At 73.0% G+C, this 26418-nt stretch carries 20 protein-coding genes; all 20 read right to left on the bottom strand.

What is annotated here, in order from left to right:
* Positions 1 to 70: 70 nt before the first annotated feature.
* The 20 genes from ACZ6K0_RS13535 to ACZ6K0_RS13440 are packed head-to-tail and all read right to left on the bottom strand — an operon-like array spanning position 71 to position 26355.
* The gene (locus ACZ6K0_RS13535) at positions 71 to 1396 is read right to left on the bottom strand and encodes a glutamate-1-semialdehyde 2,1-aminomutase (RefSeq protein ID WP_469232163.1); all 1326 of its coding nucleotides are present in this window, start codon (positions 1394 to 1396) and stop codon (positions 71 to 73) included.
* 7 nt (positions 1397 to 1403) lie between these two features.
* Entirely contained in the window at positions 1404 to 1955 is a 552-nt protein-coding gene (rfbC, locus tag ACZ6K0_RS13530; RefSeq protein WP_376409930.1) for a dTDP-4-dehydrorhamnose 3,5-epimerase, read from the bottom strand.
* Positions 1952 to 3172: a polysaccharide pyruvyl transferase family protein gene (locus tag ACZ6K0_RS13525; protein WP_469232161.1), complete on the bottom strand. Its 1221-nt coding sequence runs from the start codon at positions 3170 to 3172 to the stop codon at positions 1952 to 1954. Before ACZ6K0_RS13525 ends, rfbC begins: the two co-directional genes overlap by 4 nt.
* Positions 3169 to 4116, bottom strand: a complete 948-nt coding sequence (locus ACZ6K0_RS13520) for a glycosyltransferase family 2 protein (protein ID WP_469232159.1) — start codon at positions 4114 to 4116, stop codon at positions 3169 to 3171. Before ACZ6K0_RS13520 ends, ACZ6K0_RS13525 begins: the two co-directional genes overlap by 4 nt.
* Positions 4113 to 5501 carry a hypothetical protein gene (locus ACZ6K0_RS13515; protein WP_469232157.1) on the bottom strand — a complete coding sequence of 463 codons (1389 nt, stop codon included), beginning with the start codon at positions 5499 to 5501 and terminating at the stop codon, positions 4113 to 4115. The genes ACZ6K0_RS13520 and ACZ6K0_RS13515 overlap by 4 nt, the downstream gene beginning before the upstream one ends.
* Positions 5502 to 5506: 5 nt before the next feature.
* Complete coding sequence (locus ACZ6K0_RS13510) at positions 5507 to 6781, bottom strand: DUF4910 domain-containing protein (RefSeq protein ID WP_469232155.1); 1275 nt, start codon at positions 6779 to 6781, stop codon at positions 5507 to 5509.
* The gene (locus ACZ6K0_RS13505; protein WP_469232154.1) at positions 6778 to 7803 is read right to left on the bottom strand and encodes an NAD-dependent epimerase/dehydratase family protein; all 1026 of its coding nucleotides are present in this window, start codon (positions 7801 to 7803) and stop codon (positions 6778 to 6780) included. Before ACZ6K0_RS13505 ends, ACZ6K0_RS13510 begins: the two co-directional genes overlap by 4 nt.
* 3 nt (positions 7804 to 7806) lie before the next feature.
* Entirely contained in the window at positions 7807 to 8454 is a 648-nt protein-coding gene (locus ACZ6K0_RS13500; protein ID WP_469232152.1) for a PIG-L deacetylase family protein, read from the bottom strand.
* Positions 8451 to 9260, bottom strand: a complete 810-nt coding sequence (locus ACZ6K0_RS13495) for a glycosyltransferase family protein (protein WP_376409912.1) — start codon at positions 9258 to 9260, stop codon at positions 8451 to 8453. The genes ACZ6K0_RS13500 and ACZ6K0_RS13495 overlap by 4 nt, the downstream gene beginning before the upstream one ends.
* The gene (locus ACZ6K0_RS13490) at positions 9257 to 10492 is read right to left on the bottom strand and encodes a class I SAM-dependent methyltransferase (protein WP_469232150.1); all 1236 of its coding nucleotides are present in this window, start codon (positions 10490 to 10492) and stop codon (positions 9257 to 9259) included. The genes ACZ6K0_RS13495 and ACZ6K0_RS13490 overlap by 4 nt, the downstream gene beginning before the upstream one ends.
* The gene (locus tag ACZ6K0_RS13485) at positions 10493 to 11767 is read right to left on the bottom strand and encodes a glycosyltransferase (protein ID WP_376409906.1); all 1275 of its coding nucleotides are present in this window, start codon (positions 11765 to 11767) and stop codon (positions 10493 to 10495) included.
* A 7-nt stretch (positions 11768 to 11774) separates the two neighbouring features.
* On the bottom strand, positions 11775 to 13085 hold the full coding sequence (locus ACZ6K0_RS13480; RefSeq protein WP_469232148.1) for an O-antigen ligase domain-containing protein: 1311 nt from the start codon (positions 13083 to 13085) through the stop codon (positions 11775 to 11777).
* Position 13086: 1 nt separating this feature from the next.
* Positions 13087 to 14670, bottom strand: coding sequence for a right-handed parallel beta-helix repeat-containing protein (locus ACZ6K0_RS13475; protein ID WP_469232146.1), 1584 nt, complete (start codon positions 14668 to 14670; stop codon positions 13087 to 13089).
* Positions 14671 to 14680: 10 nt separating this feature from the next.
* Entirely contained in the window at positions 14681 to 16684 is a 2004-nt protein-coding gene (locus tag ACZ6K0_RS13470; protein WP_469232144.1) for a heparinase II/III family protein, read from the bottom strand.
* Positions 16681 to 18888 carry a bi-domain-containing oxidoreductase gene (locus ACZ6K0_RS13465; protein ID WP_469232142.1) on the bottom strand — a complete coding sequence of 736 codons (2208 nt, stop codon included), beginning with the start codon at positions 18886 to 18888 and terminating at the stop codon, positions 16681 to 16683. The genes ACZ6K0_RS13470 and ACZ6K0_RS13465 overlap by 4 nt, the downstream gene beginning before the upstream one ends.
* 29 nt (positions 18889 to 18917) lie before the next feature.
* Complete coding sequence (gene asnB, locus ACZ6K0_RS13460; protein WP_376409893.1) at positions 18918 to 20852, bottom strand: asparagine synthase (glutamine-hydrolyzing); 1935 nt, start codon at positions 20850 to 20852, stop codon at positions 18918 to 18920.
* Between the two features lie 2 nt (positions 20853 to 20854).
* Positions 20855 to 22399, bottom strand: coding sequence for a Wzz/FepE/Etk N-terminal domain-containing protein (locus tag ACZ6K0_RS13455; protein ID WP_469232139.1), 1545 nt, complete (start codon positions 22397 to 22399; stop codon positions 20855 to 20857).
* Positions 22396 to 23793: a Wzz/FepE/Etk N-terminal domain-containing protein gene (locus ACZ6K0_RS13450; protein WP_376409887.1), complete on the bottom strand. Its 1398-nt coding sequence runs from the start codon at positions 23791 to 23793 to the stop codon at positions 22396 to 22398. Before ACZ6K0_RS13450 ends, ACZ6K0_RS13455 begins: the two co-directional genes overlap by 4 nt.
* A complete protein-coding gene (locus ACZ6K0_RS13445; RefSeq protein WP_469232136.1) occupies positions 23790 to 25049 on the bottom strand; it encodes a glycosyltransferase family 4 protein in 1260 nt (419 codons plus the stop codon). Before ACZ6K0_RS13445 ends, ACZ6K0_RS13450 begins: the two co-directional genes overlap by 4 nt.
* Complete coding sequence (locus ACZ6K0_RS13440; protein ID WP_376409881.1) at positions 25039 to 26355, bottom strand: nucleotide sugar dehydrogenase; 1317 nt, start codon at positions 26353 to 26355, stop codon at positions 25039 to 25041. Before ACZ6K0_RS13440 ends, ACZ6K0_RS13445 begins: the two co-directional genes overlap by 11 nt.
* Positions 26356 to 26418 lie beyond the last annotated feature (63 nt).

Genomic DNA, 26418 nt, shown 5'->3' with positions numbered 1-26418 from the left:
TCACGTCACGTCACCTCACGTCATGCAATGTCGCGGCGCGGTGCTGCGCCGCACCGCACCACGCCGCGCGTCAAGCCAAGCGGCGGAATACCGGCTTCACCGGCCGCCCGGCCAGCCACGGCGTGGGGTCGGCGGCGTCCAGTGCCTTCCGGTACACCGCGCACGCCTGGGTCACCACGTCGACGGTGCGGTCGATGTCCGCCTCGTCGAGCGCGCTGCTCACCACGAACGACGGGGCGAGCACCCCGCCCGCGAGGAGCCGGCGCAGGAACAGGGTGCGGTACTCCTGCGACGGCCGGAGGTTCTCGTCGAGGGTGGCGAAGACCAGGTTGCTGGCCCGCCCCCGGACGACGACGTGCTCGCCGACGCCCATCGCGGCCGCCGCCTCGCGGACACCGGCGGCCAGCCGCTCGCCGAGGGCGTGCAGCCGCGCGGTGATGCCCTCCTCGGCGTACGTGGTCTGCACGGCCATCGCGGCCGCCAGCGAGTGCGTCTCCGCGCCGTGGGTGGTGGACAGCAGGAACACCCGGTCGCCGGAGTGGCGCAGCCCGCCCCACTCCATCAGGTCGCGGCGCCCGGCCAGCGCGGAGACGGCGAACCCGTTGCCCAGCGCCTTGCCGAACGTGGAGAGGTCGGGGACGACGCCGTACAGACCCTGGGCGCCCGCCTCCGACCAGCGCAGGCCGGTGATCATCTCGTCGAAGACCAGGACGCAGCCGTGCCGGTCGGCCAGCTCGCGCAGTCCTGCGAGGTACCCGGGCGGCGGCTCGGCATGGCCGGCGGGTTCGAGGATCAGACAGGCGACCTCGCCCTCGTACCGGCTGAGCAGCTCCTCGGTGGCGGCCAGGTCCCCGTACGGGAACGCCACGGTGAGCTCGGTGGTCGCCGCCGGGATGCCGGCGTTCATCGGCGTGGTGCCGATGAACCAGTCGTCGACGGAGAAGAACGGGTGGTCGCCGCAGATCGCCACCCGGGGGCGCCCGGTGACGGCGCGGGCGAGGCGGACGGCGGCGGTGGTGACGTCGGAGCCGTTCTTCGCGAACTTCACCATCTCGGCGGTCGGCACCGTGGCCAGGAAGCGTTCCGCGGCCTCGACCTCCACGATGGAGGGCCGGACGAAGTTGCTGCCGCGGTCGATCTCCCGGCGCACCGCCTCGTTCACGCGGGGGTGGGCGTGGCCGAGGCTGACCGACCGGAGCCCCGACCCGTACTCGATGTAGCGGTTGCCGTCGACGTCCCAGACGTGGGCGCCGCGGCCGTGGCTGATGACCGGGGCGAGGTTCTCGGGGTACTGGTCGTCGCCCTTGGCGTAGGTGTGCGCGCCCCCGGGGACCAGGGCGTGCAGCCGCTCGTTCGCCTGCCGCGACCGGGGCAGGAGGAACTCTTCGCTGTCCATGCTGACGTCACTTCTCCGTTTGCTCGAGGGCCTCGGCGAGGCTCGGCGCCTTCCGGTCCCGTTCGGACATCGATACGGGCGGCAGCGGCCAGGGGACGGCGAGTTCCGGGTCGTCGAAGGCGATCGTCACGTCCTCGGCAGGATCGTGCGGGCGGTCGATCCGGTACGACGTGTCGGCGGTCTCGCTCAGCGCCTGGAAGCCGTGCGCGCATCCCGCAGGGATGTACAGGGTCGCCTGCGTCTCGCCGGACAGCTCGAAGAAGGCCCGGTTGCGGTACGTCGGGGAGTCGGGCCGCAGGTCGACGACGACGTCGAAGATCCTCCCGTACGAGCAGCGCACGAGCTTGGCCTCGCCGGCGCCCGAGCGCAGGTGCAGGCCGCGCAGCACGCCCCGGACCGAGCGGGACACGCTGTCCTGGACGAAGGAGTTCGGGTCGAGGCCGACCGAGCGGACCACATCGGCGTCGAACGTGCGGCAGAAGAAGCCGCGTTCGTCGGCGTACGGCGTCGGCTCGAAGAGGTACGCGCCGTCGATCTCCGGGACTTCGGTCGCTTTCATGGGGTCTCCCGCAGGGCGTGGGCGTGGGTGGGGGCGTGGTCGGTCGTCGGGAACAGGGCCGCGGTCAGGGCGGTGAACTGCTCCTCCAGGCGCCGGGCGGCGACCTGGTTCCGCTCGGCGAGGGTCACCCGCAGCTCCGCCGCGGCCTTCTCCAACTCCCGGAACTGCTCCAGGAGTCGGTCGGCGTCGACCTCGCGGGCAGGGTGGCGGTACGCGGCGAGTCCCCGCTGGGCCATCAGCGCGTCGCTCTTCGCCGCGTAGCTGAGGGCGAGCGTCGGCGTTCCGACCTTCAGGGCGCAGACCAGGTTGTGGTAGCGAGTCGCCACCACGGCCTCGGCCGCGGCCGTCTCCTTCATCAGGTCGGCCAGCGAGGCCGCGTCGGCGGCGGTGACCAGCGGCGAGTCCACGGCGTCGAGGATCGAGGCGACCACCGCCCTGTCGACCTCGTCGCCGGTGAGCAGCCGGACCGGTCTGCCGTCCCGAACCAGCGCGCGGACGAAGGCGGTTACTCCGTCCACGTAGCGCCGGTGGATCTCCTCGGCCCGGTCGCGGTCGTCGTCGCCGCCGTGGAAGTCCATGACGCCGACGCAGACCAGGCCCGGTGTCGCGGGCTCCGAGGGCGTCGGCAGGGCGAAGGCGAGGTCCGGGTAGACCTCGTCGCGCGCGGTGTCCACGCCCATCGCCCGCATCGCGTCGCGGGACAGGCCGTCCCGGTACGAGCGGTACGTGGCGAGCCGCGCCGACCAGCGCACCAGGGCCCGGGTCGAGCGGTTGCCGATCGCGTCGGCGCCGACGCCGGCCAGCGCGACCCGGGTGCCGAACAGGCGGCCGGACGCGCAGAGCAGGAACAGCGCGTACGGGAATCCCCACGGCCGCAGCGGCAGCGTGGCCTCCAGGACGCCCATGCCCGGCACGATCACCACGTCGTGCCGGCGCACCCAGGCGGCCGTACGGAAGGCGTCGACGAGCTTGCCCAGGCCCTTCCCCGCGATCGCGCCCGCACGCGACGCGGTCCGGTACTCCCCGCGGTACCAGTGCAGCCGCGTCGCGGGGATCCGGTACCGGGCAGAGACGACCTCGGGTCCGCCGCACAGCGCGTCCACGACCGCCTCCGGGTGCTCGGCGCGGAGGTACCCGAGCACGGCCTCCAGCGAGCCGTCGTTGCCGAGGTTGCCGGAGCCGAGCAGGCCGAACACCCCGACGCGGGAGGCGGTCACGCCCGCCGCCCCTCGCGGCCCGCGACGAGTGCGTCGACGGAGACGGTGAGCTTCGCCGGGTCGACCGGGGCCCGGTCCTCGACCCGCTCGCCCGCGCCCGGCCGGGCCCTGCTGGTCGCCCACGCGGCCAGGTGGCGGTAGCACGCGCGCCGGTCGGCCGTGGACAGCGGCGCCCGCCGGATCGCCGCGACGAAGCCCCAGACGTACTCGGCGAGCAGCCGGGGCGTCGGGTGCAGGAGGCCGGCCCGGCGCGGGTCCAGGTTGACGCACCGGGACCGCTTGGAGGGGTTGGCCCGCTCGGCGCGGGTGGGGTGGTCGCGGCGGAAGTACAACAGCTCCGGCACCTGGTGGAAGGGCCCGTGCAGGCCGATCTCGGAGACGAACGTGCGGTCCGCGTGGTGGTAGCTGTCGTGCGGCTTCACCCGGCGCAGCACATCGGCCCGCATCACCCCGTAGAAGTCGTCGCCACCGGGCTCGAACAGCATGCTGCGGAAGCGCTCCGGCGCGTGCGGCGAGGCGGTGGCCAGCGTGTACTCGTACGGGACCTTCACCTGCCCGTCCTCGTCGATGACCGCCTGGTCGGCGTGGGCCAGGATCACGTCCGGCCGCTCGTCCAGCGCCTCCACGCAGCGCCGCAGCAGGTCCCGGGCGTACAGGTCGTCGTGCGAGGCCCACTTGAAGAGCTCGCCGCGGCACTCGGTGAACACGTAGTTGTGGTTCGGCGCGGCGCCGATGTTCCGGGGGAGCCGGATGTACCGGATGCGTGAGTCCTTCTCGGCGTACCGGCGGCAGATGTCCCCCGTGCCGTCGGTCGAGGCGTTGTCGGAGACGACCAGCTCGAAGTCCTCGTACGTCTGGCCGAGCAGGGCGTCGAACGACTCGGCCAGGTACTCCTCGCCGTTGTACACGGGCAGGCCGATGCTCAGTCGGGGTCGGGCGGTCATGAGGTCCTCGCTTCGGGAACATCGGCAACATCGGGAACGGCGGGCACGGGAACGGCGGGCACGGGATCAGCGGGCAAGGGAACATCGGGAACAGGAGCATCGGGAACGTCGGGAAGGGGCTTCCGGTGGTGCTCCCGCAGGGCCGAGCGCAGTTGCAGCCACCACACCGCCGAGCTGCAGACGGTCGCGGCGGCCACGCCCCAGGCCGAGCCGACCGTGCCGGCCGCGGCCGCGCCGCCGAGCCCGCCGGCGACGTAACAGGCGGAGGCGATCAGCTGGCTGCGCAGGCTGCGCCGGGCCGCGCCGAGCGCGCGCAGCCCGGCCGCCGCGCCGGTGCCGAGGCCGGCGCCCGCGACGCCGAGCGTGACCGGCACGATGAGCTCCGAGGCGCCGCTCCAGACGCCGCCGAGCACGAGCTCGCCGACCCGGTCCGGTACGAGCAGCAGCGCCCCGCCCCAGAGCAGCGCGGCGGCGGCCTGCCCGCCGCCCAGCAGGAGACAGAACGCGCCGAGGCGGTGCGGGGCCCGCCGCAGCACCCGTGCCGCCTCCGCGACGGTGACCAGGGAAAGACCCATCAGGACGGCGAGGAACGGGCCGAGCAGGAGCTCGGCGCCCCGGACCACCCCCACGGCGCCGACCCCGACGATCGCGCCGAGCCCGTACGCCCGCAGCTGGCTCGCGCCGCTGTTGGTGACGTTCTCGACGAGGTACCGCGAGCCGAGGTCGCGGTGCTCGCGCATCCACGCGCGGGCCCCGGCCGGCCGGGGCCGGATCCCGGACTGGAGCAGGCCGTACCCCGCGGCCACCGCGGCGGACGCGCCCCAGGCGAGCACGAAAGCGGCCACGCTGCCCACCCGGGCCGCCACCACCATGGCCGGGACGAGCGCGACGGCCCACACCATGTCGTTGACGAATGCCTTCCGCCCGGCGCCGGCCGCGAAGAACGCGAACCGCCACGCGTCCTGCAACAGCAGCCCCGGCAGGACGACGCCGAGGCAGGCGAACGCGGTCCCCACCGGGCCGCCGAGCGCGAGGCCGACCACGAGGGACACCGCGCCGAGCGCGGCGCCGACACCGAGCGCCGTACCCGACGACCTGGCCACCGCCGCACGCCAGGACGCGTCCGGCACGCCGCTGAACCGCACCACCAGCGGATCGGTGGCCAGCCCCCGGGAGACGTTGAGCACCACGCCGTAGGTCACCCAGGCCAGGCTGAACACGCCGAACGCGGTCAGCCCCAGCGAGCGCGCCACATAGATCCCCACCGCGAAGTTGGAGATGCTGGACGCCGCCTGGTCGGCCAGTCCCCAGGACAGCCGGCCCGCGACGGCACGCTTGGCGGTCCGCCGGTCCGCCGGTGTCGTCGTCTCTCCCTCGGTGGTCATCGGCGTCATGCCTTGATCAGCCCGGCGGCGCCCAGGGCGTCGGCCGCGGCGGCGACCGTGTCGAACGGCAGCCCGGACCGCTCGGCGACGTCCAGCAGACGGTGCTCGCCGTCGGAGAGACTCAGCACCCAGAGCATGGCCATCTGGGCCTGCTTCGCGTCGCTGCGCCCGCCGAGCGACTCGTACAACCCCCGTCGTCCCAGCTGTGGTTCGCCGTAGGGGCTGAGGTTGACGTACCGGCGGTTGCGGTCGAGCACCTCGAACGCCTCGCGGCAGACGGCGAGGGTGTCCTCCATCGCCTCCGGGGAGACGAAGTCCGGGTTGTCCGCCGAGGTGTGGTACTCGGGGTAGCCGGCGTACGGGGTCCGGCTGAGCGAGCCCACGCCGAGGTCGAACCCGGGGGAGCAGTACTGCCGCTCGTCGTAGCCGTACGGCGTGAACTCGGCGACACGGTGCGGGCGTTCGGACGCGGTGAGGACGTGCCGCATCACCCGGTCGATCTCCGCGTCGCCGCGCCTGCTCTGCTTGTACGTCAGCTGTCCGGTGTCCCCGGCGCAGGCCAGCACCAGGCCGTGCTTGACCCGCTCGATCCGCTCCGCGTTGCGGGCCAGCCAGGTGATCGCCCCGATGGTGCCGGGCGCGAAGATGAACCGGTAGGTGTAGTACGGCGTCCGCTCGGCCAGCGCCCGGGCCAGGAACGTCGCCACCGCGACGCCGGCCAGGTTGTCGTTGGCCAGCGACGGGTGGCAGACGTGACAGGAGACGATCACCTCGTCGGCGACCTGCCCGGGGACCACGTGCTCGGCGTAGGTGAGATGGCCGTCCGCGAGCGTGGAGTCGACGCACACCTCGTACTCGCCGTCCGGCAGCGCGTCCAAGGTCTCCTGCGCCAGGCAGAACCCCCACTCCGGCGTGTAGTAACTGGTGCGGTACGGCACCCAGGTCGGATGGTCCGGCAGGGTGTGCAGGTGCTCGCGCAGCTCGGCCAGCGGCATCGTCCGCGACACCGGCACGCTGTAGCCGAGCACGTGCAGGCTGGACGCGGCGAAGTCCACGACGCGGTTGCCGGCGGCGTCGGCGACGTACGCGTCCCGGATGTTCCACTCCTGCGGCACCGTCCAGTCGAGGACCTCCGTCCCGGTCGGCACCTCGTGCACCTGGAGCGGAAGGTACTCGCCGACGATGTCCAGGGTGGCGCGCACCCCGTCGCCGGTGATGCTCCGGCACAGCGGGTACAACCGCTCCACCAGCTCGTGCATCCGCTCGCCGGCCGTCCTCATCGGCGCCACCGCAGGGTGTCGTCGACGGAGCCGGCCTCGGACGCCGCGCGCAGCACGGCGAGACGGGTGAAGCGGCGCTCGAAGTCCTCCCGGATCAGCCCGTGTTCGCGGTACGCGTCGGCGAGTTCGAGCGCGCCCCGCTTCACCGTCCACTCGCAGTCGAAGCCGGGTATCGCGGCCCGGAACCGGGAGAAGTCCACCCGGTACGAGCGCGGATCGGCACCGGTCTCCCCGGTGATCACCACCTTCGAGCCGGACACCGCCTCGGCGACCTGGTCGGCGATCTCGGCGACCGTGACGTTGTTGACCTCGCTGCCGATGTTGAACGCCCGGTCGTGCACCGCCTCGCGCGGCGCGGTCAGCGCCGCCTCGAAGGCCCGGGCGATGTCGGCGGCGTGCACCAGCGGGCGCCAGGGCGTGCCGTCGGACATCACGAGCACCTCGCCGGACAGGAGCGCGTGGCCCACCAGGTTGTTCAGCACGATGTCGGCGCGCAGCCGCGGCGAGAAGCCGAAGGCCGTGGCGTTGCGCATGTACACCGGGGTGAAGTCGTCGTCGGCCAGCGCGTGCAGGTCGTCCTCGACGCGGACCTTGGACTCCGCGTACGGCGTCACCGGGCGCAGCGGGGCGTCCTCGCCGACCAGGCCGTCACCGCCCGCGGCGCCGTACACCGAGCAGGTCGACGCGTACAGGAAGCGCGTCACCCCGGCGTCGCGGGCCAGCCGGGCCAGCCGTACGGAGGCGTGGTGGTTGATGTCGTAGGTGAGGTCCGGCGCCAGCGATCCCAGCGGGTCGTTGGAGAGCGCGGCCAGATGGATCACGGCGTCCACCCCGGCCACGTGCTCGGCCGTGACGTCCCGCAGGTCCACCCGGTGCCCGGACGGGTCGGCGGGCCGCGGGCCGAGGACGCAGTCGGCGAACAGGCCGGCGTCGAGACCGACGACCTCGTGTCCGGCAGCCGCGAGGACCGGGGCCATCACGGTGCCCAAGTAGCCCTGGTGTCCGGTCAGCAGTACGCGCAAGGTTCATTCCCCCAGGTCGAGAGTGAGTTTGGTGACGGCGAACGCCTCGGCGTACCGCGCGTGGCATTCGATGCCGCGGATCCGTGCGAGACCGAGGAAGGCCTCGCGGTCGTACCAGGGCCGGTGCCGCTGCGAGGGGTAGTGCTCCTGCAGCAGCCGGACCTTCTCCTCGGCGACCTCCGGCGACAGCGGCTGGTACGCCGTGGGACGGCCGAGATCGCCGTCCCACTTGACGATCTCGTAGCCGAGGACGAGATGGTCGCGGAACGCGGTCGGCAGCAGCCGCGCCAGGCCGCGGTGGTCCTGGTGCGCGTCGTCGGTCCGCGGGGCGAGGATCAGGTCCGGCTCGGTCCGCTCGCGCAGCTCCTCGACGGCGGCCTTGGCCTCCTCCCAGTGCGCGGGGATCCGGCCGTCCGGCAGCTTGAGGACGGTCAGCCGCAGGTCGGCGCCCGGGCAGAAGGCGGCGAGCGCCGCCCGCTCCTCCTGCTCCCGCTCGCCGCCACCGCCGGAGAGGACCAGGGCGTCGACGCGGACGCCCGGCCGCGCGAGGCACAGCGTCAGCAGCGTGCCGCCCGCGCCGATGGCGATGTCGTCGCAGTGCGCCCCCACCGCGACGATCCGGTCCAGACGCCCGGAGCCGAGCCGGATCACGCGGTCCTCACCCCCTCGCGCGCCCCCGCGCCGTCCCGTTCCCACACGGCCCACGGGCGGTCGCCCCGGGCGTAGGCGTCGTCGAGCGCGGCCCGCTCCTTCACGGTGTCGGTCGGCTTCCAGAACCCGCGGTGCTGATACGCCACCAGCCGTCCCTGCTTGGCGAGTTGGGCGCATCCGTCGGCGACCAGGTCCCCGTTCTCCGGGATGTGGTCGAACACCTCCTGGCGGAGCACGAAGTACCCGCCGTTCTCCCACAGCGGCATGTCGCTCACCGCGGTGATGCCCCCCACCAGGCCGTCCTCGCCCAGGTCCACGCAGTGGAACGACGACTGCGGCGGCACCACCATCATCGACGCACCCGCGTCGCGCCGGGCGAACCGGTCGATCATCTCCGGCAGCGGGGCGTCGGTGAGCACGTCGGCGTAGTTGGCGAGGAACATCTCGTCGCCGTCCAGGTGCTGCCGGACGCGGCGCAGCCGCTCCCCGATCGGCGACTCGATGCCGGTCTGCGCGAACGTGATCGTCCAGTCGGCTATGTCGGTGGACAGCAGCTCGGTCCGCCCGCCGCGCAGGACGAAGTCGTTGGACGTCGTCTCCTCGTACGTGAGGAAGAAGTTCTTGATGTGGTGGGCCCCGTACCCGAGGCACAGGATGAACTCCGTGTGCCCGAAGGACGCGTAGTAGCGCATGACGTGCCAGATCAGCGGCCGCGGGCCGACCATCGCCATCGGCTTGGGCACGTCGTCGGAGGCTCCGCTGCGCATGCGCAGCCCGTAACCGCCGCAGAACAGGACGACCTTCATGACTTGACCTCGACAATGCTCAGTTCCGGGATGGGGAAGACCAGCCGGCCGCCCCACTCGTGCACGAAGGACAGCTGCTCGACGAGCTCGGCCCGCAGGTTCCACGGGAGGACGAGCACGTAGTCGGGTCGGTCGGCGGCGATCTGCTCGGGCGCCAGGATCGGGACGCGGGTGCCCGGGGTGAACCTGCCGTGCTTGTACGGGTTGCGGTCGACCGTGTACGCGAGCAGGTCGGGCCGGATGCCGCAGTGGTTGAGCAGGGTGTTGCCCTTGCCCGGGGCGCCGTAGCCGACGACCGTCTCGCCGCGCTCCGCCGCCTCGATGAGGAACCGCAGGAGGTCCCGGCGCACCTTGGCCACCCGGGCGGAGAACTCGGCGTACCCGGAGAGCTCCTGGAGCCCGGCCGCCTTCTCCCGGTCCAGCACCTCGGCCACCCGCCGGGACGGCTCGCCGGCCACCGCCGCCGGCCGGGCCCACAGCCGGATGGAGCCGCCGTGCGTCGGCAGCAGCTCGACGTCCACGAGCGTGAGGCCGCCGCTCGCGAGCGCCCGCGCGGCCGACGCCACCGTGTAGTACTGGAAGTGCTCGTGGTAGATCGTGTCGTACTGGTTCTCCTCGATCAGGGTCAGCAGGTGCTGCACCTCGATGGAGACCCAGCCGTCGTCGGCGACCAGGGCGCGCAGCCCCTGGGTGAACCCGACGACGTCGGGGATGTGCGCGTACACGTTGTTGGCCACGACCAGGTCCGCCGGGCCGTGCTCGGCGCGGACGGCCGCGCCGGTGTCCGGGGACAGGAACTCCGTGAGCGTCGGCACACCCGCCTCCCGCGCCGCGGCGCCGACGTTCACCGACGGCTCGACGCCGAGGCAGCGGATCCCCCGGTCCACCATGTGCCGCAGCAGGTACCCGTCGTTGCTCGCGACCTCCACCACGAAGGAGTCGGGGCCGAGAGCGAGGCGCTCCACGGCGTCCGCGACGTACCCGCGCGCGTGCTCCACCCAGGAGGTCGAGTACGAGGAGAAGTACGCGTACTCCTTGAACGTCTCCTCGGGCGTGATCAGCGGAGGTATCTGTGCGAGCCAGCAGTCCGTGCAGACCCGCAGGTGCAGCGGGTACGCCGGTTCCGGCCGGTCCAGTTGGTCCGCGGCGAGAAAACTCTCGCACGGCGGGGTCGCCCCCAGATCGACGACGCTGGCCAGCGCCTCCGAGCCGCAGAGTCGGCATCGAGTCATCTACTTCCCCCCATTTCCGCCCGCGCGGGTACCCCGCCGCGAGCCCGCGTGTACGTTCCTTGCCGGCGGCGTACCGTCCCCGCCGCCGGACCACTCCGCGATCGCGGAGCGGTACCCCTCCAGCAGGCGCTCCAGCCCGACGGCCGGGCTGAACCCCTGCTCGTAACGGCGCCGTGCCGCTTCCCCCATCTCCCGGTTGCGCTCCGGATCGGCCGTGATCCGGCGGATGCGGGACGCGAGCGAGGCGGGCTCGCCCGGCCGGTGGAGCAGCCCGGTCACCCCCTCCTCGACGAGTTCGACGAAGGCGCCGTGACCGGCGGCGACGGCCGGGACTCCCGCCGCCATCGCCTCCGCGACCACCAGGCCGAACGTCTCCTGGGCCATCGAGGGAGCCACGACGGCGACCGACCGCGCGGCGGCGCGCCGGCACTCCTCCGGGTCCCACAGGCCGGCGTACCGCACGTCGTCCCGGCCCGCCGCCCAGGCGGTCACCTCTCCCTCCAGCGGCCCCGCGCCGGCGATCACCAGCGGCACGCCCACACCGCCGTCCGCGGCGAGCTCGTCCCACGCGGCCATGAGCAGCCGCACGCCCTTGGCCTCCGCGAGCCGGCCGAGGAAGAGCAGATGCTCCCCGGCGCCCGTGCGGCGGGCACCCGGATCGGGCACGAAGTTGTGCTTCACCGCGAGCCGTTCGGCCGGCATGCCGGACCGTACGAGGATGTCGCGCTGCGCCGCGGAGATGCAGAAGAACCGCTCCACGCCGGACCACCACCGCCGCCGGTTGACCGTCAGGCTGACCGCGAGCGGAACCGTCGCGAGGCGCGAGTTCCGATAGCAGCCGTGCCGGACGGCGGGCAGCGAAGCCGTCGACCCCACGCACTCGGTGCACGCCCGGCCGTCCCGGTGCAGCGTGCCGGGCGGGCAGACCTGGGTGTAGTTGTGCAGCGTGGCGACGACGGGCACACCGGCGTCGGCACAGGCGGCCAGCACCGCGGGGGACAGGAGCGGGAAGACGTTGTGGACGTGCACCACGTCCGGCCGCTCGGCGCGGAGCCGGGCGGCGAGCTCCGTACGGACCGCCGGGTTCCACGGCACCAGCAGGGGCACCGCGACCTTGCCGAGCAGGGACCGGGCGGCGATGTCGTCGCTGCGCCGCTCGAAGACGTCGACCCGGTGGCCGGCCGCGCGCAGCAGCCCCACCTCCTCGTCGACGACTCTGTTCTCCCCACTCGGCTGCGCCGAGGAATAGCGGTTGTGCACGACAAGGACATGCATGCTCAGATCACCTCCGGGCCCATCGCGGGATACGCGGCCGAGGGATCTCGACCGTCGGCAGGGGCGGGGCCGCCGCGGGTGCCACGAGCAGCGAGGCGGCCAGGGTCAGATGCAGCAGATACGCCGAGGCGTCACCGAGACCGACCTCGGTGTACGAGGAGAGCGCGCAGTAGCTGATCAGGAAGATCGCGCAGGCCCTCGGCAGCGACGGCGGCCGCAGCAGGGCCACGCCGCCCAGCACGATGATCATCGCCGCCACGAGGGTGACGCCGATCAGACCCTGCTCGTCGTAGACGGCCAGCCAGCTGTTGTCGATCGGCAGCCCGTCGAACGACTTGTCGCCCAGGCCCGTGCCGAAGAACTTCTCCCCGGTCGTCCGGGGCGCCGCCAGCAGGGCGTCCCAGACCTTGGCCCGGCCGGTGAGGTTGGCGAAGTTCTCCTGGCTCTGCCCGCGCAGGAACCAGGACCGCAGCGCGGAGCTGAACACGACGGCGGCCACCGCGGCGCACAGCACCGCCCAGGCGAAGAACCGGCGGGCGGCGGCGCTGGTCAGGACGAGCGAGCCGATCGCCAGCGCCAGGCCGATGAGCAGGCCGAGCGTGGCCGTCCGGGTATGGGTCATCGCCAGCAGGACGGCCGACGGCACGATGACCGTCGCCGCGGCGGCCCCGGTCGTCCGGCGGCCCAGCAGGAGCAGCACGGCCAGCCCGATGATCACGGCGGCGTACTGGCCGATCTGCGGCGGGGTCAGCGGCCACAGCGCGCCGACGAGCCGCCCGCCGTAGTACTCGGGCATGGCCGTGCCCGGTGCGACGACCAAGCCGACGGCGACCAGGACGAGCACCGCGAAGTACATCCGGATGTGGTACCTGACGAAGGTCAGGGTGCCGTCCCACCAGCGGCTGAGCAGCCACAGCGTGCCGACGAACAGCGCCAGCCGGGCGCAGCGGAACAGCGAGCCGAACCCGACGTCCGGCTGCACGCTGGCGATCACGCTCGGCACCAGGAGCAGGGTCAGCAGGAACACGAAGGCGCTGGGCCGGATGCGCAGCCGGAGATTGAGCGCGAGCGCCAGCCCGAACGCCACGACCAGCGCGCCCATGGTGGCCATCTGGATGAGGGAGCGGGGGAGCGGGACGACGGTCTTCGCCCCGGCGGAGCCCAGCGTGTTGAGGGCCAGCAGCGCCCAGGCGATACCGACGGCCTTCGGGGTGCCCGTGGGGCCCGGTGCGGCACCGGGCCGCCTGTCCGCCGTGCTCGCCGAGTCCGCCGTGTCCTGGCCGCCCGGCAGCGCGAAGCGCCGGAAGTCTCCGTTCATCTCAACCACCGGCCCGTGGGGCGAAGGTGCTGCCCGCGTCCTGCCGGTACGGCGGGCCCTGCCACTGCCGGGAGTCGAGCTTCCCGCCCGGGTCGCCGGCGGCGAAGCTCCACGGTCCGCTGTAGACGTTGTCGTACCAGCGGTTCCCCTGTCCGCGGGTGATCGCCTCGGGCACCCGCTCGCCCCGGTACGGAGACCAGTCCGGCGAGGAACCGGAGTTGGCGATCACCGCCATGCGGCCGCACTCCGCCGCGCACCCGGCGACGGACGCGTCCAGGACGAAGCGGTTGTCGTGGATCTCCACCCGCTGGGTCTTCCACCGGCAGTCGGCGTAGAGCGGCGCCGTGGCGATGGCCGGAGGCGCGCAGCGGGCGGTGTCCTTCACAAGCAGCGTGCAGTAGTCCGTGGAGGTGTTGGCCGGGCTGTTGCAGAACCGGTCGGCGTTCTCCCACAGGGTGATCCCGTTCCAGTTGTTCTCCAGCGTGTTCCGGTAGATCTCGATCTTGTCCGTGCGGGCCGGGACCCGGGGTTCGCCGCCGGCCTCGGAGACGTAGACGGTCGCGTACGGGAAGTCGTCGCCACGGGCGGACTCGCGGCCCTCGACCCGGTTGTTCCCTCGGATCGTGTTGTTCCGGATGATCGCGTTGTAGCTGGTCTCGTACATCAGCGCGGCACCGTCGTTGGCCTCCAGGACGTTGCCCTCGAAGAGGAAGTCGTTGTTGTTGGTGTCCGCCCACAACCCGGCACCGCGGTTGTCGTGCACCCAGTTGCCGCGTACGTCGGCGCCGTCGACGGCCCAGAACTTGATGCCTCCGGTGCAGCCGCAGCCCGGCTCCCGCCGCTCCCAGTCGTCGGTGTTGTTGCCCACGACCTCGTTGCCCTCGACGACCAGGCCGCGGATCGAGTCACCGGTCTTGTACGCGTTCATGCCGTACTGGCCGTTGCCGCGCAGGCAGCTCGCGCGGAGCCGCTGGCGGGCACCGGCCATCAGTCCGGCCCCGGAGTTGTACTGGATCGTCGCGTGCTCGATCACCCACCCGTCGGCCATGTCGTGGTTGACCACGCCCTCGTTGTTCGGCGCGACGAACCCCTGCACGGTCAGAAAGCGGATCGTGACGTCACGGGCGGTGCCGCCGAACGCGTACTGGTTGGTCTTCCGGCCGTCGAGCACCGCGCCCGGCGCGCCGAGGTAGCGGTTCCCCTCCTTGGCCATGACCTGGGCGTAGGCGTCCGGTTCGAGCCGGTGCGTGCCCGGCCGAAGCCAGAACGTGGTGTGCGGGGGGCTGCTCTCGGTCTTCGCGGCCAGGTCACCGACGACCGCGGGGTCGACCGTCACCGCGCCCGCCGGCGCCGTCGCCGGCCCGGGCGCCGCCTTGTCGCACACGCGGGCCACGGACGCGGCGGGCGCCCCGGCGCTTCCGGAAGGCGCCCCGGAGGTGGCGGGCGCCCCCGACACGGAAGGCGCGCCGGACGTGGCGGACGTGCCGGACGGCTCCGCGCCCGACGTGCTCGTACAGCCGGTCGCCGCCGCCAGGACCAGCGCCAGCGCCGCCACCGGCGATGCCCGGCGCCGCCTCGTGAACACCCCGCGCCCCCTAGCCGTGGAACCTGAGTACGGTGGTGAACTCCCCGGACGACGCCGCGCCGTCGGCGAAGCCCGTACCGACCAGCGTGGTGGCGGGCTCCTTGCGCCCGAAGCCGGCGGAGTACCAGCCCAGCGGTGGATCGGTCTCCCCGCGATGCGCCCGCCAGGACAGCTGCCCGGGCAGGTCGAGCACCGCGGAGCGCTCCTCGCCGTCCCGGGTCCAGGTGAGCGCGGCCCGGTCGCCCACCAGGTCCGCGGAGATCGCCGGACCGAGGTGGAACGCCAGACGTACGGGCCCGCGCTCGCCGCGGACCTCGTCGACCACCCGCAGCTCCCGGCTCGCGGCGGTCAGTTCCACCCTGCGGCGGTGCACGGAGCGCTGGTAGCCGTCGTGCTCGGCAGACCAGCGGGCCGTCCCCCCGGCGGAGGCGTCGGACGCGTCGGACGCGTCGGAGGCGTCGGACGTCTCAGCGAAGAGGACGCGGCTGCGGGCATGCCGGGTCCACAGGAACGGCCCACCGGAGACGGACTGGTCACCGCCGTCCCATTGCAGGGTGTTGTGGCCGATGGTCGACCGGAAGTACTGCCGCCACTCGGGCTGCCCGTGGTAGCAGTACGTCCCCGGGTCGGCGAGCACGTCGACCCCGTCGTGCCGGACCTCCACGGACAGCGCGTCCGCGTGGGCGTGCGCGGCGATGGACAGGAACCCGTGCGGCCCACCGTCGCAGCGGCACCAGATCTCCGCGGGACCGCGCAGGATGGTCATGCCCGCGTCGGCGAAATGGGCCGGTCGGCTTGCCGGGCGGGTCACGGCCGGTGCGGTCCCGCTCTTCGCGTACGGCACGACGAGCGCGGCGAGGAGCGGGGTGCGCACGTCGGTGCCGGTCACCGCCGGCCACCAGGCGAGCCGCCCGAACACGGCGTCCCCGGTGGCGAGGAGCGAGGCCCAGCGGTCGGTGCCCTCGCCGTCCACGATCAGACCGTGCCCGTCGTCCGCGTCCCCCTGGCGCGGCGGCCGCAACCGGCCGTCCACGACGGCCGCGAGCGCGTCGGTCATCCGCAGCAGCACCTGCCGGACCGACGCCGGGACCGGCACACCGGCGGCGTCCGCCTCGGCCACCGCGGCCAGACCGAGTTCGAGGACGAGTCCGTGGTACTCGGTGGCCAGCTCGCGGTTGAGGCCGGAGTCGAAGGTGTTGCCGCGCAGATGCCGCTCCAGCGACCGCAGCGCGCCGGCCCGCCAGCGCGCCGAGGAGGGGAACCACCCGAAAGCGCAGGCCGCGGCGAACTGCCCGGCGGCCTCGGCGATGACGTGGTTGTTCGCCGACGACCCCCGGCTGGGGAAGGCGGCCAGCCACCGCTGGTGGTGCCAGATCTGGTTCCGGGCCACCGGGTTGTCCTCGAACAGCCCGGCCGCGCCCGGCCAGCCGTCGAGGAGCCGGCGGATCCACACCCAGGAGATCAGCCGGATCCCCAGCTCGATGCCGCTGATCCAGTGCACACCGCGCAGGGGCGCGTTGGCCGCCCACCACAACCGCAGGTGCTTGGCCACGCGCTCGGCGTACCGCTCGTCCCCGGTGATCGCGTAGGCGGCGGCGAGCACGGTGAGGTACTGGTGCCGGGACGGCTCCCAGATCTGCTTGATGTCCCCGACCACCTCCTCGTCCCGGTACGGCACGTCGAAGGCGTACCCCCACGGGGCCCGGCGCCCGGTCTTCGGGTCGTACCACCAGTTCGGGTCGACCAGGTCGTCGCGGACCACCCCGAAGAACTCGGCGTGCCCGGCCATCAGCCGGTCCGCCTCGGCGACGAGCCGTTTCGCGGCGTCCGGCGGCACCGTGGCGAGCGTCCCCGGAGGCAGTACGGCGGTGAACCGGGCGCCGGTGACGGGCGGGCAGTCCGGCGGCGTCGCCCGCCACCGCCGCCTGCGCACCGTGTCGCCCAGCCGGCCGCCGACCTCCCGCGGCCCCATCCGGGACAGCCGCCGCAGGTACCAGCCCGCGCTCATGGTCATCGCGCGCCCGCCAGCGTCACCGGCGCGCCGGAGGCCAGCCCGGTCTGCACGGCGAGGGTGGCCGCCGTGGTGGCGACCAGCGACTCCAGCGACACCGGCATCGGCCCGCCGGTCCGTACGGCCCTGACGAACGCGGCCAGTTCGGCGGACTGGCCCTTGTCCCGGGCCTTGGGCAGCCGTGAGCTGACCCACCGCTTGGGGCCGGCCGTGCCGTCCGCGTGGACCGAGGCACGGACGAAGTCGTCGAGCTTCAGCACCTTGCCGTCCGCGACGAGGTCCAGCGTCTCCTTGGGGAAGCCGGGCGCGCCGGTGGTGACGTAGCTGAGGGTGGCGGTGGACCCGTCCGGGTAGCGCAGCACGACCTGCACGTCGTCGTTGCCGGGGGTGGCGACCGCGTACACCGAGACGGGGTCGGCCTGGAGCAGCCAGCTCGCCGTGTCGATGAAGTGCCCGCCCTCGCCGGCGAACCGCGAGCCCTCGGTGCCCTGCCGCAGGTACCAGCTGCCGTGCTGGAGCCGGCCCGCGTTGACCAGGTAGCGGAGGCTCGCCGGACCGGTCCGGGTGCCGAACCGCTTCCTGGCCTCCTGGAGCAGCGGCGCGAAGCGGCGGTTGAAGCCCACCTGCAGCCGGTCGTTGCCGGACTTCTCCACCGCCGCGAGCACACCGGCCAGCTCGTCCTCGGTGAGCGCCAGCGGCTTCTCCACGAACACCGCCTTGCCCGCGAGCAGTGCCCGCTGGGTCAGTTCGGCGTGCGAGCTGTGGCGGGTGACCACGAACACCGCGTCGACGGCCGGGTCGCCGAGCACGGTGTCGAGGTCGGTGGTCGCCCGGGCGAAGCCGAACTTCCGCTGGGCGTTGGCCGCGGACAGCGCCGTCGTGGTGACGACCGTGGACAGCTCGACGCCGTCGCGCCCGGTCAGGTGCGGCAGCAGCATCGACGTCGCGTAGTTCCCCGCACCGACGAACGCCAGCCGCACCGGCCCCTTCGCGGACCGGGCCGGGGCGGGAGCTCCGCCGCCGCGTCGCACCGCGGGCACCGTCACCGCCGGGGCCTCCGCTTCCCCCGCCCCTTCCCCCGCGTGTTCGGGGTACCGGAACAGCACGGCCACGGCCTTCAACTCGCCGTCCTTCAGGCGCCGGTACGTCTCGACGGCGTCGTCGAAGGCGGCGATGTGGGAGATCAGGGGCTCCACGTCGACGCTGCCGTGGGCGAGGAGATCGAGGAAGCACGCCAGGTTGCGGCGCTCGGTCCACCGCACGTAGCCGATCGGGTAGTCCCGCCCGTCGAGCTCGTACTCCGGGTCGTACCGGCCGGGACCGTACGAGCGGGAGAACCGGACGTCGAGTTCCTTCTCGTAGTACGCGTTCCACGGCAGGTCCAGGCGGCACTTGCCGATGTCGACGACCCGGCCGCGGTCCCGGCTCAACCGGGCGGCCAGCTCGACCGGCTGGTTGCTGCCGCCGCCGGCGGCCAGGTACACCTGGTCCACGCCGTGACCGCCGGTGAGCTCGGCGACGGCGGCCTCCACGGCCGTGGACGCCGGATCGCCGCAGGCCACGGCGCCCAGGCGCTCGGCGAGCTCGCAGCGCACCGGGTCGGGGTCGGCCCCGACGACCCGGACACCCGCGGCGGTGAGCAGCTGCACCACCAGCTGCCCGATCAGCCCGAGGCCGATGACCAGCGCCACCTCGCCGAGCTGCGGCTCGCCCTGGCGGACGCCCTGCAACGCGATCGACCCGACGGTGCCGAAGGCCGCGTGCCGGGGCTGGAGGCCGTCCGGCACCGGGGAGTAGAGGTTCTTCGGCACCCAGTTCAGCTCGGCGTGCAGCGCGTGCTCGTTGCCTGCGCAGGCCACGAGGTCGCCGACCTTCACGTCGTCGATCCCGGCGCCGACCTGCTCGACGACCCCGCACAGCGAGTAGCCCAGCGGCGTGTACGAGTCCAGCTTGCCCATCACCTTGCGGTAGGTGGCGGGCACCCCGTTGGTGGCCACGCTCTGCATGACCTTGGCCACCTGGTCCGGGCGGGAGCGGGCCTTGCCCAGCATCGACATGCCGGCCTCGGACACCTTCATGAGCTCGGTCCCGGTGGATATCAGCGAGTAGGCGCTGCGGACCAGCACACCCCCCGGCTTGCACCCCGGCACCGGCACGTCGAGCACCGCCAGCTCGCCGCTCTTGTAGTTCTGCACAACCTGCTTCACCCGAAGTCCCCTTGTTTCTCAGCTGTCTTCTACGCCGTCGAGTGAGTGCTCCGGTCGGACGCGGAGGTCGCGCCGCGATACCAGTACTCGAGGGTCAGCACATGCCACAGATGCTTGGAGAAGTCCCGCTGCCCGGCGGCGTCCTCGGCGACCATGCGGGCCAGCGCGTCGCGGCGCAGGATCCCGGAGTTGACGAGGACGCCGTCGTTCACCACCTCGCGCACCAGCGGTGCCAGGTCCCGGCTCATCCAGGCGCGCAGCGGCGCGCTGAACAGGCCCTTGGGCCGGTACACGATCTCCCGGGGCAGGATCGACGTGGCCGCCTCCTTGAGGACGGCCTTGCCCTGCCGTCCGACGATCTTGCGATCGCCGGGCACGGCGAACGCCGCCTTGACCACCTCGACGTCCACGTACGGCACGCGCACCTCGGTCGACGCGGCCATGCTCGACCGGTCCGTGTACGCGAGGTTCAGACCCGGCAGGAACATCCGGGCGTCGCCCAGGCACATGCGGTTCACGAAGTCGTCGAGGTCGTTGTCCTGGTAGACGTCCGCGTGCTCGGTCAGCACGTCGTCGACCGTCCCGGCCAGGTCCGGGTCGACCAGGGCGAGCAGCTCGTCCTGGTCGTACATGGTGTAGCTGCGCCGGAAGGCCGTCTCCTCCGGCAGATCGGCGAAGGACAGGAACCGCTTCGCGAACCGCACCGACCGGTATCCCCGGCGGGCCGTGGCGACCGGCAGCCGGTCCACGGCCCGGGACAGTCCGCTCCGCAGGGGTCGCGGGACGCGCTGGTAGCGCAGGGCGATGAGGTTGGCCAGGTGCTTGCGGTACCCGGCGAACAGCTCGTCGGCGCCCATCCCCGAGAGCATCACCTTGACCCCGGCCTCCCGGGCGGCCGAGCAGATCAGGAACGTGTTGATCGCGGCGGGGTCGCCGATCGGCTCGTCCAGGTGGTACGTCATCTGCGGCAGCAGGTCGAGGACGTTCGGAGCGATCTCGATCTCGTGCAGGTCGACGCCGAACCGCTCGGCCACCTGCCGGGCGTACCGCAGGTCGTCCGGCATCGCCTCGAACTTGGCGTCCTCGGCTCGGAACCCGATCGTGTAGGCGGAGATCCCGGGCTGGTCGCGGGCGGCCAGCGCGGTCAGATAGCTGGAGTCGAGCCCGCCGGAGAGGAAGGTCGCCACGGGCACGTCGGACAGCAGATGGCGCCGCGTCGACTCCTCGACGATCGCGCCGATGTCCGGCCGCTCCCCGGCCAGGGCCCGCTCCCGGCCCTCGGCGGCGACGTCCCGCAGGTTCCAGAACCGGCCGCGGTCCACCCGTCCGTCGGGCCGGCACCGGAGCCAGCTCCCCGGCGGCAGCTTCTCCGCCTCGCGGAACGCGCACCGCGAGTCCGGCACCCAGTAGTACAGCAGCGAGGCCACCAGGGCCCCGTGGTCCACCTCCAGCGAACCGCCGGTGGCGGCGGCGAGCGCCTTGAGCTCGGACGCGAACACCAGGCCCTCGCCGCGCCGGAGCAGGAACAGCGGCTTGATGCCGAGCTGGTCGCGGGCGAGCACCAGCTCACCGGTCCGCTCGTCGAAGATCCCGAACGCGAACATGCCGCGCAGCCGGGGCAGGCAGTCCGTGCCCCAGCGGCGCCAGGCCTCCAGGAGGACCTCGGTGTCGGACGTGCCGCGGAAGCGCACCCCGGCGGCCGCCAGTTCGGCACGCAGCTCGGGCGCGTTGTACAGCTCGCCGTTGTACGTCAGGACGAGGCCGCCCGACACCATCGGCTGGGCGCCCGTCTCGGACAGGTCGACGATGGCCAGCCGCCGGTGCCCGAGCTGCACGTCGCCGTCACCGACGGGGTGGCCGTACCGGCCCGCCCCGTCCGGACCGCGGTGGGCGAGGGTATCGGTGAGCCGGTCCGTGACGGCCTTCCCGTCCGGCCATCGGTACGTGCCTGCGATGCCACACATCTCTACCGCACCTCCTGGTCGTTGTCCGGGATCCGCGGGGCGTCGTCGTCCGGGATCCGCGCGGCCCACATCGGCACCCGCTCCGGCCGCCGCGGGCCCGTCCCGCTCTGCCGGGCGGGCCGGTCGATCCGTCCGCGCGGCGCCGTGTGCGGCCCGTCCCACAGCGTGCCGTCGGTCCGGTCGCGCGCGTCGGGGTCGCTCAGCACCACCCCGATCACCGCGATGCGCTGCTCGGCGAGCTGCCGCGCCACGGTGTGCAGCCATGCGGTGCTGCCGTGCCCGGCACGCACGACGAGCACGGTCCGTGTGCCGAGGTACGGGAGGTCGGCCCACGCCGTACCGGGCGCCACCGAGCCGACACCGAGGCGGAGTTGCCGGCGGGACACGGTCGCGGCGAGCTCGGCGCCCACCACGGTCGGGTCTCCGGCCTTCGGGCGGCGGTGGGTCAGCGGCTGTCCGGGCAGACCGTCGACGACGACCATGGGCCCGTCCGCGGCCAGTTCCCGGGCGAGGTCCAGGGCGAGCGCGCTCGTGCCGCGCGCACAGCCCAGTTCCAGCAGCGACAGCGGTTCAGGGGAGTCGCGCACGGTACGGGCAAGGGACGCCGTGAGCCGGGTCCGTGCCGCCCGGATCCGCCGGCGCCGCCACGGCCGGGGCGACCGGCGGGGCAGCTCGGCGACGACCGAGGCGCCGAGGTGCGCCGCGATCTCGCGGCGCAGCACGGGGCGGTCCGCCACGACCGAGCCGACGGCGGCCACCGCGAGCCCGAGGGCGAGTCCGAGGGCGAGCCCGATCGCGGCCTGGGTGGCGGCGGTCTTGGGCAGGGAGTGCCGCACCGGGCGCGGGGCGTCCACGATCTGGGTGCCTGCGATGAGGTGGGGCGTGCCGATACGCGCCTCCGCGGCGCGCTGGTCGAGATCGGCGATCCGCGAGTTGAGCTCGGCCCGGCGGGCGAAGAGCGACTCCATGTTCGCCGACGTCTTCGGACCGCTCTCCGAGGACGCGTCTCCGATCGCCTTGTTGACCTGGGTGAGCTCCTCCCGCAGCCGGTCGCGCTGATCGGTCAGCGCCTTGGCCTCGGAGTTCGCCGCCTCCTCTATCCGCCGCACATGGTCCGCGATGAACGCGTCGGCCAGCGCCTGGGTGCGGGCCACCGCCTCCGCGTCGCTCTCACCCGTCACCTCTATCTGCAGCACGTTGTTCGTCAGCCCGATCCCCGTGTAGTCCTTCATGAAGTCCTCCGGTTTGTCCGGGGACTTGAGGGCCGCCAGTGCATGGCCGGCGATCCGGGTGGTCTGCAGCAGCGCGACATCGGTGCGGATGAGCGTGCCGGGGTCGTTCGGCTGGTCCTCCTGATGCGCGACCAGCACCTTGGTCACCGCGGTCGGCGGCGTCGGCAGCAGGACGGCCAGCGCCACGCCGAGGAGCAGCCCGAGCAGCCCGAGGGAGCCCCAGAGCCGGCGGCGCCTGCGCACCGCCACCACCAGTACTTGCAAGTCGAGGAGCGGAGCGGCGGCCGACGGCTCCGATGTCGTATGCGTCGTCACCGCGTACCTCCCGTGGTGTCGGCGCCGACCGCGACCGCCGGTTCGGCGGGATCGCGGCGACGGCCGGCGGGACGCGGCGGACGGGCCCGGACCGGGCCGGCGAGGACGATGCCGACGAGCTCGTGCCGGGCGTCGGCACATGCCTCGGCGATCCCGGCGAGCTCCGGCGCGGTCCAGCTGCCCGCGCTGAGCACGACCAGGGCACCGGACTCCGGGCCGTGGTCCGGCACCATCGGCCGGGACACGGAGACCCCCACCACCCGCAGCAGGGGGGACTCCCCGCTCGACGAGTCCGGGGACGGATCGTTTCCGGCCTCGGCGACGAGCCGCCCGGCGGCCCGGCGGGCGATCTCGTCGCCGTCCGGGACGACGACGAGCAGTCGCCGGGGGGCCGGATGCCGGTCCCGGAGGCGGGCGCACACCCGCCGGTAGCGGATCTGCCGGGCCTCCTCGTCGTCGGAGGCCCGCGGCGTCGGCAGGTCCCACCGGGTGTCGACGCCGAGGAGCCGGCGGAGCAGGGCCCGCGGGCCACGGCCTCCCGGCCGGTGCGCGGACCGTTCACCGGATACGTCGACGCTGCCGAGCAGCGTCGAGCCCAGTGCCGCGGCGATCTCCGGCTGGGTCCGCAGCCGGCGGCTCATCCGCGCGGCGGCGAGATGGCCGATGACCGTGAGCAGGAAGAACAGCAGCGCCCCGGCGACGACGAGCTGCGTCCGCGTCGGCGGTGCCTCGCCGGTGGGCCGGGCCGCCGGTCCCATGACGACCAGGTTGGCCTTGCTGTCGGCCGGCTCGGCCTTGTCCAGCTTGTCCACGGACTCCTGCAGCGCGGTCCGCAGCTTCGCGAGCTCGGTGCGGGTCTGCACGCTCTCCACGGTCCGTCCCGTACCGGCCGCGTCGGCCAGTTCGGTGATGCGGCGGCTGGTCTGCGCCACCAGCTTCCGCAGTGCCTCGGGCTGCCCCGCCGCCTTGGGGTCGGTGTCGTTGCCCACGATCTGCGCGGCGTAGGTGACGAACTCCCCGGCCACCCGGTCGGAGAGACGCTGCGCGCGCTCCGCGGTGTCGGCCGTGCCCGAGATCGTGATGATGTTCCCGTCGGCGACCTCCGCGCTCACCCGGTCGCGGAGCTCGGTGCCGTCGACCCCGGCCCAGCCGAGCGCGGCGGCCGCCCGGTCGACCACCACCGAACTGGTCGCGATCTCCGCCTGCGTCAGCAGCTCGCGCTCCTCCCACGCCCCCGGCAGCAGGACCGACGCCGAGGTCGTGTAGCGCGGCGGAAGCAGCAAGGAGGTGCCGTGGCCGACGAGCGCACCCACCAGGGTGAGGAGGGTGAGAAGCCGCCAGCGCCGACGGATGATCCGCCCGATCGTGACCAGGCGTATGGTGTCATCGCTCAACGGCGGGGCCTTTTCCCTGTCTTGACCGGGCCGCTCGCCGACACGGGGGTGTGGTCGCGGCAGGCGGCGGCGTAGGCGGCCAGCAGCGCTTGCTGGGAGTGCCGCCAGGAGAGCTCCCCGCCGATCCGCTCCTGGCCGGTCTTGCCCATCCGGGCCCGCTCCTCCGGGTCGTCGAGGAGCCGCGCGATCAGCCCGGCGAACGCGGCCTCGTCGTTCGCGGGCGCGTAGACGGCGGCGTCACCGGCGGAGACGCGCGCCTCCCGCAGGTCGAACGAGACGATCGGCCGGCCCATCACCATGTATTCCAGGACCTTGTTCATGGTCGACACGTCGTTGAGCGGATTGCGCGGGTCGGGGGAGAGGCACACGTCCGCGGTGGACAGGTAGCGCACCAGGTCGGCGTCCGGAATGCGCCCGGTGAACTGGACCTGCTCCGAGAGCCCGAGCCGCCGGGACAGCTCGACCATCGCGTCGAAGGCGTCGCCGGCGCCGACGAACACCGCGTGCCAGTCGGTACGTCCTTGCTCGTCGCGCAGCTTCGCGAGGGCCCGCAGGGCGTAGTCGACACCGTCCTGCGGTCCCATGACGCCGAGGTAGCACAGCAGATGGGGCTTGCCGCGCTTCAACTCCGGCTCGGGCGGCACCGGGTGGAAGCGGTCGATGTCGGGTGCGCTGCGCACCACGAACACGTCCTCCGGCCGCCGGCCGCCGCGGCGGACCGCGACGTCCCGGTAGCTCTCGTTCGTGGCGAGCACGATGTCCGCGGCCCGGTAGGTCCGCCGTTCCAGCGCGCACACGGCGCGGTAGAGCAGGTCCTCGCCGCGGTCGAACCGGGAGAGGTACAGCTCGGGTACCAGGTCGTGCTGGTCGAAGACGAACCGCGCGCCGTGCCGCTTCAGCCACAGGGCCGGCAGGAACAGCAGGTCCGGCGGATTGCAGGCGTGGACCACGTCGACCGGGCCGACCCTGCGGGCCAGCCGGAGCGTGTGCCACAACGCCGTTCCGTACTCCCGCAGGTAGCCGGCGGGCCCTCCGGTGGCCGCGCGCAACGGGTAGCGGTGGATCCGCACCCCGTCGATCTCCGCCTCCGGCTCGGTGTCCCGCTTCTCCCCCCGGGGGCAGATGACGTGCACCTCCCAGCCCGCGTCGCGCAACGTCGTGCACTCCTGCCACACCCGTCGGTCGAACGGCACCGACAGGTTCTCCACCAGGATCAGCGCGCGCCGGACGGCGCCACTGGTCGCTTTACCAAGCAAGGCCCACGTACCCCGGTTCGGTCCGGCGCACGGCGGCGTCGGGAAGGTGGATGAGGTCGACGATCACCGGGCTGCCGTCATGGGGCAGCGCCGACAGCACGGCCGGGTCCTTGGTCCCGACCAGGGCCACCTCGGCATGGTCGAGCACCTCGCCGACGGAGTCCGAGAGCAGCTGCGCGAGGTGCGGCAGCCGGGTCTCGATGTACTCGCGGTTCGCGCCGAGCAGCCGGGAGAGGTTGACGTTGGGGTCGTAGATCCGCAGGTCGTACCCCTTGCCGAAGAGCCTCTCCGCCAGTTCGACGAGGGGGCTCTCGCGGAGGTCGTCGGTGCCGGGTTTGAACGACAGCCCGAACAGGCCCACCCGGCGTTTGCCGGTGCGTTCGACCAACTCCACCGCGCGCTGCAAGTGGTCGGCGTTGGAGGGCAGCACGTGGGAGAGGATGGGCACCGACACGTCGGCCCGCTGCGCCGCGTGGACCAGGCTGCGCAGGTCCTTGGGCAGGCAGGAGCCGCCGAAGGCGAAGCCGGGCCGCAGGTAGGCGGAGCTGATGTTCAGCTTGCGGTCGGCCAGGAACACGTCGATCACCTGGTGCGAGTCCACCCCGAGCGCCCGGCACACCGCGCCCAGTTCGTTCGCGAAGCCGATCTTGAGGCCGTGGAAGGCGTTGTCCGCGTACTTGATCGCCTCGGCCGTCGGGACCGGCACCCGGAACACCTCGCCGGGCAGTCCCTCGTACAGCGCCGCCACCACGTCGCCGCTCTCCCGGTCGAGCTCGCCGATGACGGTCTTGGGCGGGTCGAAGAAGTCCCGCACGCTCGTGCCCTCGCGCAGGAACTCCGGGTTGACCGCGACCCCGAAGTCCACCCCGGCCGTGCCGCCGGCGTACTTCTCCAGGATCGGCACCAGCAGGTTCAGGCAGGTGCCGGGGAGCATGGTGCTGCGGAACACGACGGTCTGCCGCCCGCCCCGCTCGGCCACCGCGGCACCGATCTGCTCGGTGACCCGCTCCAGATACGTGGTGCACAGACTGCCGTTGGCCTCCGACGGCGTGCCCACGCAGATCAGCGACACGTCGCTGCCCATGATCGCCTCACGGACGTCGTCGGTGGCGCGGAGCGCTCCGGTCCGTACGACCTCGGCGATGAGCTCGCCGATCCGCTCCTCGACCACCGGGGCCTTGCCGTCGTTGACCAGGTCGACCTTCACCTGGTTCACGTCCACCCCGATGACCTCGTGCCCCATGCCGGCCAGGCACGCGGCCGACACGCAGCCCACGTAGCCGAGCCCGAAAACGCTGATTCTCATGACGCGTTCCTCCCCCCATGCAGGCACTCATGGCCTGCGCTCCCCGTGCCTGCCGGACGACGC

Source organism: Streptomyces sp. NPDC042346 (genome assembly GCF_055581845.1).
The sequence above is the reverse complement of the archived record's forward strand: the minus strand, read 5'-3'. Positions and strand labels throughout refer to the sequence as shown.

Coding starts and splice junctions, on each gene's coding strand:
- ACZ6K0_RS13535 (WP_469232163.1), bottom strand. CDS start 1,396: ATGGACAGCGAAGAGTTCCTCCTGCCCCGGTCGCGGCAGGCGAACGAG.
- rfbC (WP_376409930.1), bottom strand. CDS start 1,955: ATGAAAGCGACCGAAGTCCCGGAGATCGACGGCGCGTACCTCTTCGAG.
- ACZ6K0_RS13520 (WP_469232159.1), bottom strand. CDS start 4,116: ATGACCGCCCGACCCCGACTGAGCATCGGCCTGCCCGTGTACAACGGC.
- ACZ6K0_RS13515 (WP_469232157.1), bottom strand. CDS start 5,501: ATGACCACCGAGGGAGAGACGACGACACCGGCGGACCGGCGGACCGCC.
- ACZ6K0_RS13510 (WP_469232155.1), bottom strand. CDS start 6,781: ATGAGGACGGCCGGCGAGCGGATGCACGAGCTGGTGGAGCGGTTGTAC.
- ACZ6K0_RS13495 (WP_376409912.1), bottom strand. CDS start 9,260: ATGAAGGTCGTCCTGTTCTGCGGCGGTTACGGGCTGCGCATGCGCAGC.
- ACZ6K0_RS13490 (WP_469232150.1), bottom strand. CDS start 10,492: ATGACTCGATGCCGACTCTGCGGCTCGGAGGCGCTGGCCAGCGTCGTC.
- ACZ6K0_RS13485 (WP_376409906.1), bottom strand. CDS start 11,767: ATGCATGTCCTTGTCGTGCACAACCGCTATTCCTCGGCGCAGCCGAGT.
- ACZ6K0_RS13480 (WP_469232148.1), bottom strand. CDS start 13,085: ATGAACGGAGACTTCCGGCGCTTCGCGCTGCCGGGCGGCCAGGACACG.
- ACZ6K0_RS13470 (WP_469232144.1), bottom strand. CDS start 16,684: ATGACCATGAGCGCGGGCTGGTACCTGCGGCGGCTGTCCCGGATGGGG.
- asnB (WP_376409893.1), bottom strand. CDS start 20,852: ATGTGTGGCATCGCAGGCACGTACCGATGGCCGGACGGGAAGGCCGTC.
- ACZ6K0_RS13440 (WP_376409881.1), bottom strand. CDS start 26,355: ATGAGAATCAGCGTTTTCGGGCTCGGCTACGTGGGCTGCGTGTCGGCC.